General features: G+C 41.7%; 13 protein-coding genes. 1 reads left to right on the top strand and 12 read right to left on the bottom strand.

Features of this window, described 5'->3' with window-relative positions; genetic code table 11:
* Positions 1-123 precede the first annotated feature (123 nt).
* The 5 genes from rmf to rlmKL all read right to left on the bottom strand — a co-directional run bounded on the left by rmf (position 124) and on the right by rlmKL (position 6,670).
* Positions 124-300, bottom strand: a complete 177-nt coding sequence (gene rmf / locus CXF82_RS02155; protein WP_101091019.1) for a ribosome modulation factor — start codon at positions 298-300, stop codon at positions 124-126.
* Positions 301-485: 185 nt separating this feature from the next.
* On the bottom strand, positions 486-2,363 hold the full coding sequence (locus tag CXF82_RS02150) for a DUF3466 family protein (protein ID WP_101091020.1): 1,878 nt from the start codon (positions 2,361-2,363) through the stop codon (positions 486-488).
* Positions 2,364-2,393: 30 nt separating this feature from the next.
* Positions 2,394-4,304: an ABC transporter ATP-binding protein gene (locus tag CXF82_RS02145; protein WP_101091021.1), complete on the bottom strand. Its 1,911-nt coding sequence runs from the start codon at positions 4,302-4,304 to the stop codon at positions 2,394-2,396.
* 1 nt (position 4,305) lies between these two features.
* Positions 4,306-4,545, bottom strand: a complete 240-nt coding sequence (locus CXF82_RS02140) for a glutaredoxin family protein (protein ID WP_101091022.1) — start codon at positions 4,543-4,545, stop codon at positions 4,306-4,308.
* Positions 4,535-6,670, bottom strand: coding sequence for a bifunctional 23S rRNA (guanine(2069)-N(7))-methyltransferase RlmK/23S rRNA (guanine(2445)-N(2))-methyltransferase RlmL (gene rlmKL, locus CXF82_RS02135; protein WP_101091023.1), 2,136 nt, complete (start codon positions 6,668-6,670; stop codon positions 4,535-4,537). Before rlmKL ends, CXF82_RS02140 begins: the two co-directional genes overlap by 11 nt.
* A gap of 423 nt (positions 6,671-7,093) precedes the next feature.
* On the opposite strand from rlmKL, the gene CXF82_RS02130 reads away from it, so the two are divergent.
* Positions 7,094-7,690, top strand: coding sequence for a peptidylprolyl isomerase (locus CXF82_RS02130; RefSeq protein ID WP_102043594.1), 597 nt, complete (start codon positions 7,094-7,096; stop codon positions 7,688-7,690).
* Positions 7,691-7,830: 140 nt separating this feature from the next.
* On the opposite strand, the gene CXF82_RS02125 is transcribed toward CXF82_RS02130, so the two are convergent.
* From CXF82_RS02125 to CXF82_RS02095, 7 genes are all read right to left on the bottom strand, one after another.
* Entirely contained in the window at positions 7,831-8,364 is a 534-nt protein-coding gene (locus CXF82_RS02125) for a cell division protein ZapC (RefSeq protein WP_101091025.1), read from the bottom strand.
* Positions 8,365-8,538: 174 nt separating this feature from the next.
* Positions 8,539-9,558: a quinone-dependent dihydroorotate dehydrogenase gene (gene pyrD, locus CXF82_RS02120; RefSeq protein WP_102043593.1), complete on the bottom strand. Its 1,020-nt coding sequence runs from the start codon at positions 9,556-9,558 to the stop codon at positions 8,539-8,541.
* A 59-nt stretch (positions 9,559-9,617) separates the two neighbouring features.
* On the bottom strand, positions 9,618-14,462 hold the full coding sequence (locus CXF82_RS02115) for an NAD-glutamate dehydrogenase (RefSeq protein ID WP_102043592.1): 4,845 nt from the start codon (positions 14,460-14,462) through the stop codon (positions 9,618-9,620).
* A gap of 262 nt (positions 14,463-14,724) precedes the next feature.
* Positions 14,725-17,028, bottom strand: a complete 2,304-nt coding sequence (locus CXF82_RS02110; protein ID WP_102040062.1) for an efflux RND transporter permease subunit — start codon at positions 17,026-17,028, stop codon at positions 14,725-14,727.
* A 13-nt stretch (positions 17,029-17,041) separates the two neighbouring features.
* Positions 17,042-18,058, bottom strand: coding sequence for a WD40/YVTN/BNR-like repeat-containing protein (locus tag CXF82_RS02105; protein ID WP_101091029.1), 1,017 nt, complete (start codon positions 18,056-18,058; stop codon positions 17,042-17,044).
* Positions 18,059-18,108: 50 nt separating this feature from the next.
* Entirely contained in the window at positions 18,109-19,473 is a 1,365-nt protein-coding gene (locus CXF82_RS02100) for a DUF1329 domain-containing protein (RefSeq protein WP_101091030.1), read from the bottom strand.
* A gap of 18 nt (positions 19,474-19,491) precedes the next feature.
* Positions 19,492-21,540 carry a DUF1302 domain-containing protein gene (locus CXF82_RS02095; RefSeq protein ID WP_102043591.1) on the bottom strand — a complete coding sequence of 683 codons (2,049 nt, stop codon included), beginning with the start codon at positions 21,538-21,540 and terminating at the stop codon, positions 19,492-19,494.
* Positions 21,541-21,689: the final 149 nt, after the last annotated feature.

Raw genomic sequence — 21,689 nt, 5'->3', positions numbered from 1 at the left:
AAGATTTAAAAGTCGGTATTTTTACTGACACCTCAAGCTTCTAAGCGCCAAATTATAGTATTATAAGATAAACAACGCCCTCAACTATGAGGGCTTTTTTTCATGTTTAATATTAGGTAAACGTTACTTATTAAACAAACCGCTTAACCTATCATCAATACCTTCTCGCCAACCACCAAGCCATTGTGATTTTGAGTCGAGTGTCGAATATGGACAAATCTCTTTAGAACGGCCCCCAACTCCAGCCTGAAAACCTTTCGAAAAAGCTCTGTCTAATCGATCTCTTTTTTGTCTCTTCATGCAAGCGTCCTCTCTTCCATAATGATTGAAGCTCTAATGCTTCAGCACTATGAATAAAACTTTTTGCGGTAGAGATCAATCAAAAAATGCGACCATTCTGACGGTCAAATATTAAGCTATTGAGTTGTGGGATAAAAATAAAAATAAAAAAAATCGAGGCATTTGCCTCGATTTAGTCTACTCATCTATTTCCGTCTGCGTCTCAACCAAACCAGCGGTAACATTAACAACCATCCGAGGCTCGCCGCCCCTTTTCTTTCATAGTCGCCACTTTCGCCACTTTCATCAATACAGTTGTTAGCCGCTTTCCATTCATCAGTAATTTCAGCACCAGAAGTCTGCAGAACCATCATACGAGGTAAGAAAGAAGTAACTGGATCGCCATAACCATTAAGCTCGAAGAATGGTAATCCATTGTCACCAATAACTAAGTTACCGTCCGTATCAAATTTATACGACGGTTTACGAATAAAGGCTGTGCCAACAATCGTGCCACTGTCATTAATGCTGTTAGCTTCAACTATAACGATTTCGCTGTTGTAAGTTAACGTTTTTCCAGAGCCATCTTCAACTTCAACTTTATTGCGAATCCATTTACCCGCATCGTCTTTTTCGAAGCCTTTAGACTCACAAGTCAACAATTCATTCAGATTGGTAAACTCATCTTTGGCGATATCATAAAGGAAGCCCGCTTTTGGCCGCGGTTTTTCTTTATCATGAGTCGTTTCAATATAACCAACGACTTGCCCATTGTTGTTGATATCGCGACCACGACTCGACAGATCAGACACGTTGTTATAGAAATCAAACGGGGTTATCAGCTCAGCATTAGCATCACTGGTATCGATATAGAAGAACTTATCTCTGCGATAACCTTCTATATACTTATTATAGCTACCGACCAATATACCATTGTCATTAATGTCATAAGCGATAGATGAAGTCACATCTTTCACTGTATCGACGTCGACCCAGTTGTATTGGTAACTACCATCAGCACCTTGAGTCCAATAGGCGGCATCAAAATACAATCTATCTTTATCATTTTTGCGGTAAACATGTGAACGGCCAGCAACGACACCCTCAGTATTGATCCCTAAACCTTGGCCAATATAAACGCCATCGTTAGTGGTTTCGAGTCCCAAAGGTAAAAGAAACTCCTCAGTAATAGCACCTGCGTCGTAACGCCAAACATAGCCGCGTGTTTGATATTGTATATCTCTAAGGCCATTACTCTTTGGATATTGTCTATTCTGAACACAAATATCAGTGGGAGCTGTTTCGCTGTTGTTCGATACACATGAATCTATAATGCTGGCACTGTTTTTACTAATATCAGTACTGGCATAGCCAGTAACCATATTGGCACTATTGACTGCCGTCGCACTCGAAAAACCACCCACATTAACCGTAACATCGCCACTGTCTTGCTTAGAAACATACTCAAAATAGGGTGGAATTAAGGCAATTTCTGTATCAGTGCCAGATTTAACAAAACCACGCTGTTCATATTCACGATAATACCAATACTCTTGGGTCGTGCTTGAGCCCGAGTAATCTACTTTTTGTTCGGCAGCCGTCATTTCGCCTACTTTTACTTTGGCATCATTAATGCCGTAGTAAAAAGTATCAACTGAGTTAACAGGATCAACTTCTGGAAAAGTCGGTGCAGTAGTGCCGTTTACGCTTTCAAATGTTGGCAACCAAGGGGTTGCTGCGTCATTTTCAATTGAGGTAAACGTGAAATTATTGGCTAGAATGGGCAAATTAACGGAGTAAGTAATGGTTTCAGCATCGGAAACACCGTCTTCAATGTCGATTACACCATCATCACCTTCATCGACATTGAGTTTCTTTTTACCCTTAGCGGCGCCAACTGCTTCATTATTGTTATTAACCGACATGCCATAACCGTTACGGGTATTTTCGATCGTACCATTTAGGTTAAACGTATCCGCGTCGATATTTTTTATTTCATATACAGGTGCAGCTTGTGCACCTTGAAGCACGCTTAATACGCCTACAGCCACTAAGGATAGGGTTTTTTCCAACTTAAACTTCATGAACTCACTTCCCATTTTTTTATTTTTAGCTTACTTCAATGACTCGAGCTCTTCCCATCGCTCAAAGTAACTCTCAAGTAGACTTTCCTTATCGGACAAAGTCTTTAACTTCTCATTTACTGTTTTTTGTTCCTGAGCATAAAAGTCAGGACCACTAATAATACTTTGCAATGCTTCTAGTTCCTGCTCTAACTTTTCCATCATTGCAGGTAATGATTCTAATTCTTTTTGTACTTTAAACGATAATTTTTTTACCGGTTTCACGACCGCTACTGGCTTTTTCTCAGCAACTGCAGTTTGGACATTCTTTATCTCCTGAGGTTCCTCAGAATAAAATTTAGCGCCCTGGGATACCGCATCTTGGTAACCACCAACATACTCACTCCAACCGCCATTACCTGTAAACCACCAACTGCTCGTTACAGTGTTGTCTATAAATGCTCTATCGTGACTGACGAGTAACAAGGTCCCTTTATAGTCAGCAAGTAAGGACTCAAGTAATTCCAACGTTTCGATATCTAGATCGTTTGTCGGTTCATCGAGAATAATAAGATTTGCAGGACGAAGCAACAACCGAGCGAGTAACAGACGATTTTTTTCACCGCCAGACAACGCTTTAACAGGTGTTCGTGCTCGCATAGGTGAAAATAAGAAATCTTGTAAATAACTTAGAATATGTCGGTCTTGACCATTAATCGTGACTGTTTTCTTTCCTTCACCAACGTTCTCTTCTACCGTTTTTTCAGGGTCAAGAGCTTCACGATATTGGTCAAAATAAGCTATTTCTAGCTTTGTACCCACTTTTACACTACCAGACTGTGCTTCTAACTGGCCAATAAGCAGTTTAACTAACGTTGACTTACCACAACCGTTCGGACCGATAAGTGCAATTCGGTCACCACGCATCACGGTTGAATTAAAGTTCTTAACCAGATTCTTGTGAGGAAGGTTGTATTCTAAATTTTCAATATCAAATACCAGCTTGCCCGAACGGTCAGTGTCCGCCACAGCCATCTTAGCGCCACCTTGACGGTTAAGACGTGCCATACGTTCTTCACGAAGATCTTTAAGGGCGCGCACGCGTCCTTCATTTCGAGTACGACGGGCTTTTACGCCTTGACGGATCCACGTCTCTTCTTCTGCAAGCTTTTTATCAAAATGAGCATTCTGCTCCGCTTCTACTCGTAACCATTCCGCTTTACCGGTGATGTAAGCTTGGTAACTGCCAGGCCAAGAGGTAGCAATACCGCGGTCAAGATCAACGATACGAGTTGCCATTCGATCAATAAAGCCTCTATCGTGACTGATAAAGACGATAGCGCCTCGGTAGCTGAGTAGGAACTGTTCCAACCATTCAATAGTATCAATATCGAGATGGTTAGTGGGCTCGTCTAATAATAACAGATCTGGATCGCTAACCAATGAACGTGCTAAAGCCACTTTACGCTGCCAACCGCCCGATAACTCGGACAATGATGCATCCGCATCTAAGCCTAATAGTTCGCAATTCTGGTTAATACGACTGTCTAACTGCCAACCATTTAAGTGATCAATATCGCCTTGAAGCCTTTCCATCTGCTTCAGCATTCGATCCATTTCGTTGGGAGACGCTGTTGCAACATCATGAGAGAGCTGATGATAACGTTCTAGTTTTTCACCAACCTCTTTTAAGCCTGCTGCAATATAAGCATAAACAGTTCCCTGCTCAGCTTTGGGTGGATCTTGCTGTAAGCGGCTGACTTTGACGTCGGTTGCAATATTAAATTCACCTTCGTCAAGCAGTACATCGCCACTTAGTACCTTCATAAGACTGGATTTACCAGTACCATTTCGGCCTACAATACAAACACGTTCACCAGGTTCAATTGTGAAATCAGCTTTTTTTAATAACGGGGTATAACCGTAGGCTAAAGAGCCGTTATTTATACGTACTAAACTCAACTTACGCTCCTAAAAATTCTTCTAATGCTTCGAGGTCAAATGGCCAGTTTAGTTCACTATTACACCCTGTCTTTTTAATGACAGGAATGCGAGTGCCGTAAACTTCAGCTAATTGATCGTTATTGCAAATATCTTGGGCAACAAAGGTTACTTGTGTTTGTTGAAGTAACCCTGCTGCAAGTTCACACAGGTGGCAGGCATCTGTGTGATATAAAATAATGGAACAGGCCTTACTCGGCATGCGTAATAAGCCAGGTATTATGGATCTGCGGATTACGCTTATAATCGAGTGGTAGCGTCTGGTTATCAATGTTTTTCACACTCATACCAGCCGCTTCTAAATCCGCAATTTCCATCTTAAATTTACGCTTATTGTTCGAGAAAATAATCTCGCCGCCTGGGTTAAGTAGCTTGATTAAATTACTGAGCAATGGAACATGATCGCGCAACACATCGAAAGAGTCTTCCATGCGCTTTGAATTTGAGAAGGTTGGTGGATCGACAAAGATCAGGTCAAAGCGGTCATGAGTACGTTTAATCCACTGTAAACAGTTAGCTTGAACAAACTGATATTTATCATCATTCAAACCATTCAGTGCAAAGTTCTCTTTCGCCCAATTGATATAGGTATTTGACATATCAACAGTGGTGACCGAAGTTGCGCCGCCCATTGCAGCATGAACCGAAGCGGTTCCGGTGTAAGCAAATAGATTACACACACTGCGACCTTTAGATTTTTCGCCAACCAACTTACGAGTTAACCTATGGTCCAAAAATAATCCAGTATCAAGGTACTCTTTAAGATTAAGTTTAAACTTTGCACCGTACTCAGTAGTAATCAATTCAAGCTTGTTTACACTGACTTTTTCATATTGAGTTGTGCCCTTTTTGCGCTCACGGGTTTTCAAAACAATATTATTTGGATCGATCCCTATCGCATGCGGCAAAGAAATAAGCACATCGGTTAGACGACGCTTTGAGACTGACTCAGGAATTTCAGAAGGCGCAGCGTATTCATAAATAACCACGTGGTCGAGGTACTTATCGATAGCAACATTGTATTCAGGAATGTCGGCATCATATAAACGATAACTGTCGATACCCTCTTTTTTGGCCCACTTTTGTAACTGTTTAAAGTTCTTTTTAAGACGATTAGCAAAAGGTACCGCAATGTCACTGACATCACCGTCTCTTTGAATATTCGCCGGATCAACTCGGCGAGTGTTCTCTGCGTGGACAGTATAAAGATTGAAAGCACATTCTAGTGCGCCGTTATTCATCTTCATCTGTTTATCGGCTTTAAGCTTTAACGCTGATAACAGTTCGACATCGCTATTCAGTATTGCCAAGCTCCAGCCACCAAACTCAGCTTTAAACTTATCGCCTAGTTGGTAGTAAAGCTGTAGCAAAGAGGTCACATTACCCAGTCTTTCACCATAAGGCGGGTTAGTAATTAAATAACCGCTAGCCTCAGGAGGAGCTACATTCAACGCGTCACATACATCAAAATTAATCAACTCTGATACGCCGGCATTTTCGGCATTATGCTTAGCCAACGAGACCAATCTTGAGTCTATATCTGAGCCATAAAACTTGACTTTACAACGCGTTTTACCAATCGATGCACGTGCACGCGCTTCATCGAGTAGTTCTTGCCATACTTTATCGTTATGAGGTAACCACTTCTCAAAACCAAAACGTTCTCGATGGATCCCTGGCGCAATATCACATGCCAACATAGCCGCTTCAATCAAGATTGTACCGCTACCGCAAAAAGGATCGAGCAAGGTAACTGGTGACGTTTTCCAGCCACTGCGTACTAGCATGTTTGCCGCGAGGTTTTCTTTTAGCGGCGCTTCACCCGTTGTTGAACGGTAGCCACGTTTGTGCAATGCAGGCCCAGAGAAGTTTATGCCGAGGGTAATTTCACCGCGGCGATAATGTGCATCAATTTTGTAGTCTGCATCTATTTTTTCAACATTGGGACGCGCAAAATCATCATCACGAAAACGGTCAACAATCGCATCTTTAATCTTCAAAGCACCAAATTGGGTATTATTAATAAAACCACCCATGCCATGAAAATCAACACTGAAAGTACTACGATTAGAGAACTGCATCTGCCAGTCAATACCATAAGCGGCATTGTAGAGCTGTTCTGGAGATTCACACGGACCTTTATAGATCACTAAAATGATTCTGCTGGCTAGTCGCGACCACAAGGTGATCCGATAACCAAGTTCTAGAGAAGCAGAAAAATAAACCCCCGCGACACTTTCTTTGATATCTGAAGCGCCAAGCTCCGCTAATTCAAGCGATAACGCGTATTCGTAGCCCCGAGGAGCTGCAGCAAAAAATTTTAACATCGATAGATAGACACTGAATAAAAATTAGTTGGTGATTATACCTGTAAGCGCCACTAAATGATAAAAAGATATTGTCTTAAAATCGATATATTGTGGGAGTTTCAATGAAACGCTTGTGTTTTTCAGGGCTTTGCGATGAGGTGCGAGGCATTAATCGATGAAAACCTAAAATAGATTAGTGTCAGTAACGGAAAAAAAAGCGCCAAACTGTTCAATAAAAGCACAGATTAACCATTGAGACATAATTTGTCTAACTGCCTAAAACTGCAACACTTTGTAACTAGCCGCTATCCTCTATTGCTCACAACTCCGTAGCATGTAAACTGCATAAAAAACACCAACACAACAAATGCGCCACATAAATCATCAAAATGGATCCTCACCCTTGCTCTGAATTACAAACCATAATAATAAGGTCTAAATATGAAAAAGCTGTTCCCACTACTAGCCTGTCTAACCATTGTCGCTTGTGGCTCTGAGAGTTCAGATAGCCCAGAGCCACCAAAAGTAGTACCAGAGCTAAAAGCAGATGTGTGTTATTTAATGTCAACGACTAAAGGCGATATGACTCTGGCAGTTGATCTAACCAATATGCCGGTTACAGGACAGAATTTTAAGGAGTATGTCGATACAGGCTTTTACAATGCCACTCTTTTTCATCGAACCATTAACAACTTTATGATCCAAGGTGGAGGTTTCACCACAGGGCTTGTTTTTAAGCCTACCAATGACCCGATTATTAACGAAGCGAGTGTTGGCATAAGTAATGAACGCGGTACAGTTGCAATGGCACGAACCGATAATCCCAACTCAGCTACATCGCAATTTTTTATCAATATATTAGATAACCCACACTTAAATGCATCAGCTTCGAGTGCAGGTTATGCGGTATTTGGCCAGGTGATTAGTGGTATGGAAGTCGCTGACCAAATTAGTATTGTTACTACTCAAGGAAATGATACTCCAGTAGACGAAATTCTAATTAATAGCGTTGTCGAAATCAGTTGCCCAACAAGTTAATCCACTTTTATGACCATATTAAAGCACTAGCTTACAGTATTAAAAAACCGGCAACTGAATAACATCAGTTGCCGGTTTTTTATGCATTAAATAGAGAAAAAAATAACGAGTTACAACTTTAAAGCTGATACATATATTGATTATGCGACGTTTATTTTTCTCTCAACAGTTAAAGGTGCTAAACGATTATGCATAACCTTAATAGTTTCGAATTGAGTCAATTGTTTTGAATCCGTTAAGCGGCATTCTGGGGATAAGATCATCATAAGCGATGCTTGTAATCCTGACTCAATAACCATTGCTGAGACACTATGCTCACAGGTTCTCAGTTGGAAAATCTTACCTATATCGCTATAAACACATTCGTGTGATGCTTCGAAAAACCAAGACTTAGGCATTTGTGGTTTTAATAAAAAATGTGCAGCAGTAGCATTTAATGCTATTTGGACGATAAGCGCATCGTTTAGAGAAAGGGTTCTTGATAAACAGTCAACCAAAGCAATATAGAACTTAGCATGCTCAACGCTAAATTCAGTTGTAATTTTGGCATCAGGTATTAGGGACTTTAATTTATAAGGTGATAGAAATTCCATATCACGACCTAACGAAACAGTTAATACACCATATGTTTCGTTATATCCCCATTGCCAATCCCTTTTTGGCATTAATAACATAATGTTTACCTTTATTTAGATACAATTGAATAATAGATGAAAATTTCATCAATATCAAAATAAATTTAAACTAAACATTACGATCATATAAAACAAAAAACGATCACCTGGATCTATTGCGAGATCTAAATGATCGTTTTATGATCGATTAATTAATCAACCATGCTATTGCTGTTATTTTATACGGTATGCTTCAACAATTTCTTTTATTAATTGTGGGCCTTGATAAATAAATCCAGAATAAATCTGCACCATTTGAGCACCCGCATCTAATTTATCCAAAGCATCGGCTGCACTATTAATACCACCAACCCCAATGATAGGCACTTGTCCTTTAAGACAATCTGACAATTGCTTTATTACCACTGTCGACAATGAATTCAGTGGCTTACCACTTAAACCACCGGCTTCGTTTGCATTGAGCAAACCACTAACCCCATCACGAGTTAAGGTTGTGTTGGTGGCAATTACCGCATCAAATTCATTACGAATAAGTGAATCTGCAATCTTTTCAATCTCTTCGATTGAAAGGTCTGGTGCGATTTTTAATGCTATTGGTACATATTTCCCATGCTTTTCTGCAAGATCCTTCTGCTTCTGCTTAAGTGATCCTAAAAGATCATCGAGCAGATCACCATATTGTAGCGATCGTAAACCGGGTGTATTGGGTGAAGAAATATTAACCGCAATGTACGCTGCATATGGATAAACTTTATCCATACAGATCAAATAATCATCTTTTCCTTGCTCAACGGGGGTGTCTTTGTTCTTACCTATATTCACACCGACCATTGCTGCTGATTTAACCGCTTTCAGGTTCTCAACCAGACTATCTACGCCTTTGTTGTTAAAACCCATACGATTAATAATCGCTTTAGCAGGTTTAAGTCTAAACAACCTGGGTTGGTCATTACCTGCTTGAGGACGTGGCGTAACGGTACCGACTTCAACGTGACCAAATCCCATCGCATAAAATGCATCAATACATTCACCATCTTTATCCATTCCCGCCGCTAAGCCGACTGGATTTGGAAATGTCAGGCCCATCATAGTGACTGGTGCAGGTTTTATCTTTTGCGCATAGAAGCAGTTTAGTGGTGAATTGCCTGTGGATTTTAAACTGCCGATAGCGAAATTATGCGCCAATTCAGGATCCATCTGAAACATGAACTTTTGTGCGATTTTATAAAACATGTTTTCTCCTAGACCGAAAAAAGCCCCGGCATTTGCCAGGGCTTCTGATTTATATCAGATTACTTTTGACCTTCACAATGAAGGATCAAAAGATTAAGTTCACGTAGGGCTACAGAGAACTTAGCAAACTCATGGCTTTGCGAAGTCTTGAAATCAGCCAGCATATGGAACCATCGTTCCAACAAGCCTTGATTTGATTCAATCCATTCTGAAATGATCTTGCTAGCATCACAGCTTTCAGTACAAGTTCTCAAGACAACTGAACTCAGTGAACGCTGTTGCCAATCAAGCTCTTCTCTAAATGCAGCTCTTGCCAGTGCTTGCCAATGATTCGTTACCGGTTGTGCACTAATTTGTTCGAGGAACCAATGTAGATCAACACTAGCGCCTAACTTAAAGTAAGTTTCCGCAACCAAGGGAACTGGCTTGGCCTCGAGATCACAAATTTGTGCAATATCTAACGCGGAGAATAACGTGCTCACGTTAGCCACGACCATCGCTACATCTTCTGGTACACCTTCTTTAATCAGTGCATCAGACTCTGCGCGTATGCCTGCAACTTCATCGTTAACCATATATTGATGCACATTTGCTTTAAGCTCATCAAAGACGGGTCTAAAGAATTCAATAGTCTGTTCAATATTTAGGTTACGGTTACGATGACGTAAGAACCAACGGCTAGCACGACGAATATTGCGTCGTAACTGATGTAACATTTCGCACTGTACAACAGCTGGGATAATGCCATTTAGATCAGTAATTGATTTAGTTAAATCAGCCAAACCAAACACTTCGCGAGCCATAGTGTAACAAATGGCAGCTTCAGCTACTGAGGCACCTGTCTCATCTTGCATACGTTGAACAAAATTAAGACCCATGTCATTAACGAGTTCATTCGCTAATGAAGTAGCAATAATTTCACCGCGCAGTGGATGAGCCGCCATATTGACCGTGTACTTTTCTTGAAGTTGCTGCGGGAAATAGGCAACCAATAACTGACTTAAGAAGCTATCTTCCGTGATTTCAACGGTCAACAATTGCTCTTTAAGCACCATCTTAGCGTAAGCAACGAGTACAGAAAGCTCTGGACGAGTCAGTGACTTGCCATTAACTAAACGATCAGCAAGCTCGTCTTCATTAGGTAAGAACTCAAGCGCTCTGTCCAACTTACCCTCTTTTTCGAGGTAATGGATAAAACGAATTTGATCTTTTAATTGCTCAGCACCACGCACCTGAGTAACAGAGATAGTACGCGTCTGATCTTTACAGTCTTGCAGAACGATACGGCTAACTTCATCCGTCATATCTACTAACAAGCGGTTACGTTGTTTAACGGTCATTTCGCCATCAGCGACTAACGCATTAAGTAAAATCTTAATGTTTACTTCGTTATCAGAGCAATCAACACCACCCACGTTATCAACAAAGTCGGTATTCATGCGGCCGCCATTAGCGCAATATTCAATACGACCTAATTGAGTACAGCCTAAGTTTCCGCCTTCACCAACAACTTTGGCTCGAACTTCGTTACCGTTAACACGGATAGAATCATTGGCGCGATCGCCAACTTCTGCATGTGTTTCTCTTGTGGCCTTAACATAAGTGCCAATACCGCCATTCCAGATCAAATCAACCTGCATTTTGAGTAACTCTTTGAGTAACTCAAGGGGGGGCATTGAGGCTTTTTGAGTGCCTAACATCTTCTTCATTTCTGCAGAGAGTGGAATAGACTTCGCAGAACGCAGGAATATTCCGCCACCTTTCGAGATTAACTCAGCGTTGTAATCTTCCCAGCTTGAACGAGGTAATGCGAATAAACGCTCACGTTCGACATAGCTGCTAACAGCGTCAGGATTAGGGTCAATAAAGATATGCATGTGGTTGAAAGCAGCAACTAAGCGAATATGCTTAGACAACAACATGCCATTACCAAATACATCACCTGCCATGTCGCCGACAGCTAAACAGCTAAAGTCTGTTGTTTGGCAATTAACGCCCATTTCACGGAAATGACGTTTAACAGATTCCCATGCACCACGTGCTGTAATTCCCATCTTCTTATGGTCATAACCGTTACTACCACCAGAAGCGAACGCATCGCCAAGCCAGAAGTTGTATTCGTCAGCGATTTCGTTGGCAATATCTGAGAAAGTCGCCGTACCTTTATCGGCTGCAACGACTAAATATGGATCATCTTCATCGTGTCGAACCACATTTATAGGGGCTACAAGTTCGCCATTAATAATGTTATCGCTAATGTCGAGTAAGCCACGAATGAATAGACGATAGCACTCTTGTCCTTCGGCAAAAAAGGCTTCACGGCCGCCGTCTGTTGGCAGTTGCTTACAAACAAAACCGCCTTTAGCACCCACAGGAACAATTACCGTATTCTTAACTTGCTGTGCTTTTACAAGGCCAAGCACTTCAGTTCGGAAATCTTCTCTTCTGTCAGACCAACGCAATCCACCACGAGCCACTTTACCGCCACGTAGATGTACACCTTCAACCCGAGGTGAATAAACGAAGATTTCAAACTTAGGTAATGGCTTTGGCATCTCAGGGATAAGTTCTGGTGCGAACTTGAAGGAGATATATGATTTTGCGCTACCTAAAGCACTAACTTGATAGAAGTTAGTACGATTTGTTGCATTGATTAAATCAAGATAGCGGCGAATAATTCTGTCGTCATCTAAGCTTGAAACGTCATCGAGGCGAAGATCGATCTGCTCAATAAACTTGTTTAGTGTACGCGTCTTCAACTTTGGATTAAATTTTCGAATGTACATTTTAACGAGTAAATCAGCTATTTGAGGATAGCTAGAAAACGTTTCTTCGATGTAAGCTTGGCTAAAGGTAGAGTCAATTTGACGCATGTATTTAGCGTAAGCTCGCAATACAGACACTTCACGACCCGTCAAACCGGTTGATAGTATCAAGCGGTTAAAACCATCATCTTCAAGCTCTTTTTTCCACACTTGCGACAGTGCAGTTTGGAATCGCTCTTGGCTATCAGCTAAATTGTCAGTGGCAACAGCTTGTGTTGTCATGAGGAAATCTAGGATCCAATAAGTCGCACCGTCAGCATTGATGACTTCATATGGACGTTCGTTAATGACACGTAAGCCAAAGTTTTCCAACATAGGTAACACGTCAGAAAGGTGGATCGGTTCATCTTTATGGAATAACTTTAAACGCACTTTACTATTTTTAAGCGCCGTTTCCTGTGGCTGATAAAACAGCATGCCCAGTTTATGATTGTCATCTAATGCTTCAAGCTGTTGAATATCAACGACAGAAGAACTGGGTAGTACATCTTCTTTATAGCTACGAGGAAACGCATTTACGTAGCGCTTAACCAAGCTTGTGCCAATTTCTTCACCTTGAGCACTAATTAAAGCACTGCCCAGTTTGTCTTCCCAAGAACGAGCTGCTTCAGTCAAATTATTCTCTATCGCTGCCACATCAACATCCATATTATTGTTATCAACTTTGATAATGTAATGAGTACGAGCCAAGGTTGACTCTGAGAAATATGTTGTAAACTCAACATCTTCACTACTATTAAAATGCTGAGCTAAAATCCGTTGGGTATCTTCACGTAGCTTAGTGTTGTAACGGTCTTTAGACACATATACTAAGCAAGATAAGAATCGACCAAAGCCATCTTTTCTGACAAATAATTTTAGCTTGTCTCGGTCTTGCATCTCAAGTACACCGTGTGCAATACGGGCTAGTTCTTCTACATTTGCCTGGATTAACTCATCACGGGGTAACGTCTCAAGAATATGCATTAATGCTTTATAATCGTGAGAACGAGGTGTTAGTCCTGAACGGTCAAGCACGCGCTGTACTTTCTCTGCAAGCAATGGGATCTCACGCGGGCTACGGTTATATAAGTTAGAGGCGTACAAACCGATAAAACGATCTTCGCCAATAACATTACCATTATCGTCAAAACGCTTAACACCAATATAATCGACATAGGCTGGACGATGAACTCGGCTCTTTTCACTACTTTTAGTCAATACCAACAAACTTGTATCAAGCGCTTCTTTGCGGGCACTTTCAGAGAAGTTAGACAGTAATAGACCAGTTTCAGTATTAGTTTTTGCCGATTTAGTCATCAAGCCCAAGCTTGTTGTCTTATCTGCAACTAGTTCTAAATCACCTTCCACTTTACGTAAATCGTAACGTCTGTAACCTAATAAGGTAAAGTGGTGGTTATTGAGGTAATCGAGAAATTTGGTCGCTTCACTTAACTCTGCTTTAGTACCAGGATAAGGACGGTTAGCCAGTTCAGTAATCGTCTCGCCCAACTTGGCCGACATTGCATTCCAATCTTTGACCGATATTGCGACGTCCGCAATTATCGACTCAATCTCTTTGGTTAAGGCTTTAATATCCGCTTCGCTACTCTGTCTATCAATTTCAATCAAAAAGACGGCAACTTTATCAACATCAGCTTGTTCGTCAGCGCTATAACTGACTTGAATGACTGAGCCATCTTTGCGCTCAATAGCCATTGGGGTATGGAGCATCATGTGCGCCGTAATACCGAGTCGATTAATAGCCATGCCGACAGAATCGACTAGGAAAGGCATATCGGGTTGAATGATCTCAATGATCGAATGGGTCGATTCCCAACCATGCTTCGATTGGCTCGGGTTAAACACACGAATGTGCCCTTCCCCAACGGAGGTTTTATTAAGGGCATTCCACTGACTCAAAACAGCACCATAAAGGTCACTGTCATTACGGGCATTGAGATCGTCTTTCGACATATGCGCGTATAGGCAAGTAGCAAACTGTTCTACTTGTTTTGCGTGTGAATGAGGCACTTTTGAATTAATAAGGTTAACGACATTTTCTAGTAGTACTGAAGGCATTGCATCTTTCAAGGCCATGTTGGTGATTCCTTAGGGGGCTATGGCAGCTCTTTTATATTTTTATGGATGCTTCAAATCTGACCTGAGCCTTTTTCTGTGACCTAGGTCATAGCGCGAAGTCTATTACTAAACCTGCCATAATTCGAGAACTATTTTAGTGGTAGAGCCTCCTTAAAACATTGCTTAGCAGCTTTTCTGGCTGTCTGGTGAAATAACAATCGCTGATAGCGTTTTTTTATGCAAAAAAAAAGAGAAGCTTTAGCTTCTCTTCTTGTTTCATTTACTTGGGTTGCCGCCAAAATACCGCGGCTATCGCCGGTAGGATAATGATAGCACCTAGCATATTCACCAAAAACATGAAGGTGAGCAAAATACCCATGTCCATTTGGAATTTAAGGGCAGAGAAGAACCAAGTACTCACCCCTATCGCAAGTGTTAAACCGGTAAAGATAACCGCACTGCCTCGCTCTACTAACGCCTCGTAATAGGCTTGTTGAACTGGCATGCCATCTCTTAATCTTACCGCCATCGTCGATAGAATATAAATCCCGTAATCAACACCGATGCCGACGCCTAAGGCAATAACCGGTAATGTACTTACCGCAAGACCAATATCGAGCTGAGTCATCAATGCTTGCGCTAAGGTTGATACCACATACAAAGGTAAAATAACCGCAATGGTTGCCCGTAAAGAACGGAAGCTAATTAAGCACAACACAAATACGGCACCATAGACGTAAAGCATCATTGGCAGCTGCGCTTCAGCAACCGCTTCGTTAGTTGCAGCCATCACGCCAACAGGACCCGATGCTAACCTAAAGGTAAGCTGCTCATTATTCATCTGCTGTTGCAGTTGATTGACCTTATTAATAACGACTTCAATGGTTTCTGCTTTGTGATCTTTTAAGAAAAGATACACCGGCATAACAGAACAATCGCTGTTCAATAAACCTGAAGTTGTTGGCACCCGCCCTACTGCTTGCACAAGACTGGCTGTGTTTCTAGGCAAGACTTGCCACTTAGGATTACCTTCATTAAAGCCAGCGTTTACTCTTTTAGCGACAGAGGCCAGACTTGCCGTTGATTCAACACCAGCAGTGTTACTCAATTGCCACTCAAATTCATCAATTTGCGTTAATACTGAGTGGTAGGTACAAGCTTCAGGGAATGCTTCTACGATAATAGTCATTACATCGGTGGTAATTGTAAACTTATCGGTAATGAAAAAAGTATCCTGATTATATCGAGAATCTAAGTGCAGTGCAGGAGCGCCGCCTTGAAGATCACCTATTTTCATTTTGTTCGCTTGTTGTAAACCAACAGCATATAAACCAGCTGTAATGAGTAAAACCCATATTGCATATTTAGGCGTTGCAAACTTTGACAGCTTGACCCAAATATTATTGGCTTTAACAGGTGCAGTGTTCTTTTGCGCCTGAACTTGCGTATAAGAAATAACAAGTGGCAACAAAATGAGGTTGGTCAGAATAATGACCGCGACACCAAGAGAGGCTGAAATAGCCAGTTCGCGAATAATGCCAATATCAATCGTCAGTAGCGTCATAAATCCTATCGTATCTGATAGGAGAGCCACGCCGCCGGGGATCAATAAACTTCTAAACGCTAGCGCCGCCGCAGCTTTAGTACTGTGCCCATCATTGACCCTACGCTTGACCGCATTAATCATCTGTACACTATGACTTACGCCTATCGCAAAGACCAAAAACGGTATCAAGATAGACATGGGATCTAAACCAAAGCCAACAACCGTTAATAAACCAAGCTGCCAAACAACTGCGGTAAGACTACAAACAAGCGGTAATAGAGTCAGCACGATTGATTTAGAGAAAAAGTAAACCATAATCGCGGTGACAACAATTGCGATTAAGAAAAATAGTAATACGCCTTTTGCACCTTCAGCAACGTCGCCAGCCATTTTAGAAAAACCGATAATATGAATTTTTATATCATCAGTTTCGTATTGAGCTCTTAGCTCCTGCTCTAACTGCTCTGCAATCGCTAACGTATCAAGAGGCTTACCGGTTTGAGGATCGAAATCCATTAACTGAGCACTCACCATTGCTGCAGAATAATCCTCAGCAATAAGTCGACCGACGACTCCCGCTTTCTCAATATTGCCCCGAACGATAGCTAAGCCTTGATCAGTCGTCGTAAAGTCTGCAGGTATAACGGGACCACCGGCAAAACCATCTTCGACCACCTCAGTAAAACGAGTCGATGGGGAAAATAGCGATTTAACCTGTGCCCTATCAACACCAGGGATAAAAAATAGCTGATCGTGAACATTTTTGAGTGCATCAAAAAAGTTCGCGTTAAAGATATTTCCGCTAGTGTCTTCAACCGCCACCATAACGCTATTGGCTCCACCAAACTGCTTTTGGTGTTTTAAATAGGTTTTCATATAACTGTGGTTTAGCGGAATATTTTTAACAAATGCCGCATCCATTTTCAGATTGCTTGCTTGCAAACCTAAAAAAAGAGTGGTGATTATAAATAAGAAAATAACGAAAGCGCGATGCCTGAAAAGATAGGTTTCAATGCCATTTACGAGTTTATCTAACATAAGTCAGGTCCTATTATTTTTGTTCTAACTTGATGAGACCTTTATTGCCTGCAACCCACAACATACCCGTGGAGTCTTTAGCAATTGCGACTAGATTTTCGCCCTGTCGTTGTTCAACCAGTTGCGCGTCACCGTTTTCCGTAACATCAATAATAACGCCAGCATTACCAACTAGACGCAACACAGAACCCTCTAAAAGGATCCCTGCATTAATTGTCGAGTCGACAGGCAACATAATTTCCTGCCATGTCGCGAAGTCTTTATTTGACTTAAAAAGATGCCCTCTAAGCCCCATAACATAAACACTATTATCGACGACACTTACATTAAAGAGTGAGCCTTCGTAGGGAAAATCATTTTTCTGCCAATGGACACCTTTATCGCTCGATATGGCGACTAGCCCCAGTTCGCCTACCATAATGAGTAGCTCATTCGAAACAGACACCACGCGATTAAAATGCGGTAGCAAGCTGTTACGCTCTGACAAATACAGTGCTTCATCTTCTGCTTTTAACTCTTCAAGATAAGCGACATCCTCTTCAAACAGAAGCTCTTGATGGTACTCACTGATCCAATTTTTACCGCCGTCATTTGTACGATAAAAAAGACCATAAGCACCGATTGCAATACCTTTATCTTTATCAAAAAAGTGTAGATCTAAAAAAGGTTTTTCAATTTCAGGGGCCTGCATCTGTAACTGCCAAGTCAAGCCGCCATCTTCGGTATGAATTATCGTAGCATCATGGCCAACTGCCCAACCTTCATCTTCAGATACAAAAAAAACTTTGGTTAATAGAGCAAATGTAGGAGTGTTGACTTGCTGCCATTTTTTATCGTAAACAAATGCGTGGCCACGATCGCCAACCGCAACCAAAGTATTACCGTATTGAACAATATCGAGGACTAACGAATGGATAGCAAGGGGTTGAATTTGTTGTTCTAGGGTTTGTTCTTGCGCTAATAAAGCAGAAGAATTAAAAATACTGGCGATACTCAAAAGAGAGATAAATCGAAGCATGCTAAACGACATACAGACTTCCTTTAAATATAAGAGGGGCAAAGCGCCCCTCTTTAAGTGGGTTAACGAATACCAGCGCGTCTTAGTGCAGCGGGAGTGAAATTACTTTCACTCAATTTTGCATCAAAGTCGTACATACGGCCTTCATTATCTAGACCCATTGCAATATAGCGACGAGACTGTAAGTCATGAAATACTTCTAAAGTACTCCACTGAGTTGGTACTTCGTAGTAGTTCAATCCATGAGCAATTGCCACACGGTAAAGCTCATCTCGGTTGTCATAGATATCAGCTACCGATACCTGCCACGAGTCTTCATCAATGTAAAAAGTACGCGCTTTATAGATATGACGCATACCTTCTTTTAGCGTTGCTTTAACAACCCATACACGATGTTTTTCGTAACGAACAAACTCTGGATTGATATGACCTGGAGTGATGATTTGATCATAGGTAATCTTATCGGAATGCAGCTTATAATCGTTATAAGGAATATATAACTCTTGCTTGCCGACCAACTCCCAGTTGTAACGCACTGGCGACCCGTTAAACATATCAAAATCATCTGTCGTTCTTAGTCCATCAGAAACCGTGCCTGGCGTGTCAAATGCCACATTTGGCGCTTTACGTACACGACGTTGACCCGTGTTGTAAGTCCATGCTTGGCGTGGCAACTTCTCTTGGTCCATTGTTTCTTTTACAAGCAGTGCAGTACCCGCTAAACGAGCTGGCTGAATCACCACTTGTTTAAAGAAAAACAGCGTATTTTCTTTTGCGAGTTTATCCAATGTCATCTCTGGACGAGAATATTGAAAACGGATCTCTTCACCGGTCTCAACCAGTGTGTAACTACCACCTGCTGTTGGTGCGGCTTGACTACGAGAGGTTTTAATATCTACGCCGCGAAAACGCAGCACATGGTTCCAAATCACTTCCAAACCACTTGCAGGCATTGGGAACGGAATACCAATAGATGCCCCCGTAATACCGTTACCACCATCAATTAACTCGGCGCGTGTCGCGTTAGCCAAAGTCGCATCGTATACAAACTGTGGCACAGACGCTGAGCGACGCGTTTGATAAACATTCATTTTAAAAGTTTCAGGATAAAGCTCAAAAAGCTTGATTTGACCGTCGCTTAAAAATGCTTTGTATTTATCTTTGTTAGCATTAGTAATGGTAAATTCAATTTTATCTGCTGGAAACGGATCTGGGTGATGCATGCCTTTACTGTAACCCGCAACAGGTTCAGTGATCCCACCATCCCAAGCTGGGATAGATCCATCTTTATTACCTGCTTTCTCAGCGCCGAGTGGCGTAAACTCAGTACTTAATTTGGCTGCTTCTGCATCAGATACTTTTGCTAAAGCGCTGGTTGCGCCTAAAGCCAGAATGACTGCTGCAGACAATATCGCAAGATTTTTCATTTTTATTGTCCTTGTGATTTAGATTGAGTACTTAATGTTGAACGACACATAGTCTCGATCAGCCATAGTATTAGTCGTTCCTACGCCGCCAAAGAAAGCGTTGTAAGAGACATCAGCGCTCCAGCGACTTTGGTAATCGAAGTTGACGCCTAAAGCAACCGACTTCTTACCTTCAGTAAAGAGGAACATTGGATCGGGTGTAATACCATCAACATCGTGAGAGAAAATCACTCTCGGTGCGATGTTTACTCCACCCCACACGTTGTTATAGTCAACCTTAGCCACTAAACGATAACCCCAAGCAAAATCGGTTGGGAATGGATTGGTTTCTGGACCGTTATGCACTGCTTCAATAATGCCAGGCATATCAGGGTTACCACCTGAACGAGCGGTGCCAGGTCCATTTAAGCGAAGCTCATCAAAGCTCGGCATATCATGGATCCAAACGCCACCAATTTCAGCCAGCATCGTCAGATTATCGGTGCCCAATGTTGGACCAAATAGATGGGTAAAGGTTGTTTGAGCTTGAGTGGTATCTAAACGGATAAAACCTTCAGCATATTGACCCGGACCATAATTTTCAACTTGTGAAATACCGTCCAAATCGGGGCGTAAACCCGCATTTGCGAGTTGCTGTGGCATTGCTGCAAACAACAATTCAACATCATCAATCTGCAGCGGCTCATCTAAGCGATGGGCAATTTCACCCGCTACAGAGGTGTCACCCACAAGCGTGTTAAAGCTAAAGCCCATTAACTGAATATCTTCAGGATAAACAATTTGTGCTTTTGAAAAGGTTTCCAGTGCCAATAGGTCTTCACGCGTCATCATTTCGCCTGACTGCGCTTTTCCACCTAGGCGTTGTAAGTCTCTGCCTATCGCATCTGCATTGAAATTAGCCGTGGTACCACTAATCAGTGGACGACGGCTGTGATAATTCATGTAGTACAAGCCAAATTCGGTTTCACCCAGTTGAGGCGCGTAATAACCAAGTTTAACACCCCATTGGCCATCATCACTGGCTGAAGCATCATCTTCAACCAAGGTGGCCTTAGTCGGATAAGCTAATGCAAGCTGAGCTAGAGTTGCACCATCTACTTGTCCAGAGCCAACCATACCCACTAGCGTATTATACTCAGACAAAAGGAAATCAAGGTTCATGTCAGGATTTGAGTTAAAGCCTAACTGGGCATTTTGGTTATAACCGCCATAACCGGCAAAGTCATTACTTGAGAAACTAGACCCAGGTGTAGGTACCCAAATTGGCTGCCAATCATATTGATAAAAACCTTCGACTGACAAGTCATCGGTTATCCCAAAAGATGCCCACACCATGCCCTGAGGCCTAAAAGCTTCTTTAAGCTCAGCACCTGGGGCATTCAAGATGTTTAAATCAACTGCGTTAATCGATCCGATACCGTGAGCAATTAAGGTACTTTCACCCCAAGAAACCACTTGATTACCGACACGGATGGATAGTGGATTAGCACCATCATTAAAATCGAAATCAGCGTAAACGAACGCATCAAGTAAGCGAATGTCTTTACACTGAACTTCTGATGCCTTGCTATCTTCACAAGGATCAAATTCTTTACCCGTTAGCGGGTCATTAAAGTCATAGTTACCGTCATTGAGCTTACGATCATAAAAGTACATACCACGCGCGAAAACACCGAAATTCTTGTACTTTAAAGATAGTTCGTGCAGACCTTTAAATATTTCAGAAGTGGTGTCGCCTTGCGAATACAGTAAATTACTCAAATCACCGTTACTTGAATAGGAACCTGGTTGGGCCCAAATCTCAGCAGAGCTGTATTTGGTATTACCAAACGCCGAATAACCAGCCCAATCAAATTGCGGTTGGTTAACCTTACCAATCTGATTGTTCCAATCTCGCTCTGCAACTCGCCAACTCGCACCAGCAGTCCAGGTCGAATCAAATGTTCCCTCTACTTCGCCCCAATTAAATGAGACTGCATTAGCACTTGTTGATATGCCAAATCCGAGCGCCGCAACTATCCCCAAAGCGAGCGTCGACTTGTTAAAGCCGTTTTTAACCTTTTTCATTTTAGCTTCTCTCCGTAACCTGCTGGATTCTTTTGTTATTGGAATTGATAGCCAACATACTGTTAGCGTACAGGTAACACCATTGTTACAGCATTTTTACGAAGTGAGCAAGAACGAAATATCGAAAATCTTTAATAGATTCAGCTGTT

The organism is Shewanella sp. GutDb-MelDb (assembly GCF_002836075.1).
Lineage (GTDB): Bacteria > Pseudomonadota > Gammaproteobacteria > Enterobacterales > Shewanellaceae > Shewanella.
Note: the sequence above shows the minus strand (reverse complement) of the source record. Positions and strands in the feature narration are given on the sequence as shown.

Excerpts from the sequence above, each read along its gene's own strand:
- CXF82_RS02125 (WP_101091025.1), bottom strand. The coding sequence starts at position 8,364 with ATGTTATTAATGCCAAAAAGGGATTGGCAATGGGGATATAACGAAACA.
- CXF82_RS02130 (WP_102043594.1), top strand. The coding sequence starts at position 7,094 with ATGAAAAAGCTGTTCCCACTACTAGCCTGTCTAACCATTGTCGCTTGT.
- pyrD (WP_102043593.1), bottom strand. The coding sequence starts at position 9,558 with ATGTTTTATAAAATCGCACAAAAGTTCATGTTTCAGATGGATCCTGAA.
- CXF82_RS02105 (WP_101091029.1), bottom strand. The coding sequence starts at position 18,058 with ATGTCGTTTAGCATGCTTCGATTTATCTCTCTTTTGAGTATCGCCAGT.
- rmf (WP_101091019.1), bottom strand. The coding sequence starts at position 300 with ATGAAGAGACAAAAAAGAGATCGATTAGACAGAGCTTTTTCGAAAGGT.
- CXF82_RS02150 (WP_101091020.1), bottom strand. The coding sequence starts at position 2,363 with ATGAAGTTTAAGTTGGAAAAAACCCTATCCTTAGTGGCTGTAGGCGTA.
- CXF82_RS02115 (WP_102043592.1), bottom strand. The coding sequence starts at position 14,462 with ATGGCCTTGAAAGATGCAATGCCTTCAGTACTACTAGAAAATGTCGTT.
- CXF82_RS02140 (WP_101091022.1), bottom strand. The coding sequence starts at position 4,545 with ATGCCGAGTAAGGCCTGTTCCATTATTTTATATCACACAGATGCCTGC.
- CXF82_RS02095 (WP_102043591.1), bottom strand. The coding sequence starts at position 21,540 with ATGAAAAAGGTTAAAAACGGCTTTAACAAGTCGACGCTCGCTTTGGGG.
- CXF82_RS02100 (WP_101091030.1), bottom strand. The coding sequence starts at position 19,473 with ATGAAAAATCTTGCGATATTGTCTGCAGCAGTCATTCTGGCTTTAGGC.
- rlmKL (WP_101091023.1), bottom strand. The coding sequence starts at position 6,670 with ATGTTAAAATTTTTTGCTGCAGCTCCTCGGGGCTACGAATACGCGTTA.
- CXF82_RS02110 (WP_102040062.1), bottom strand. The coding sequence starts at position 17,028 with ATGTTAGATAAACTCGTAAATGGCATTGAAACCTATCTTTTCAGGCAT.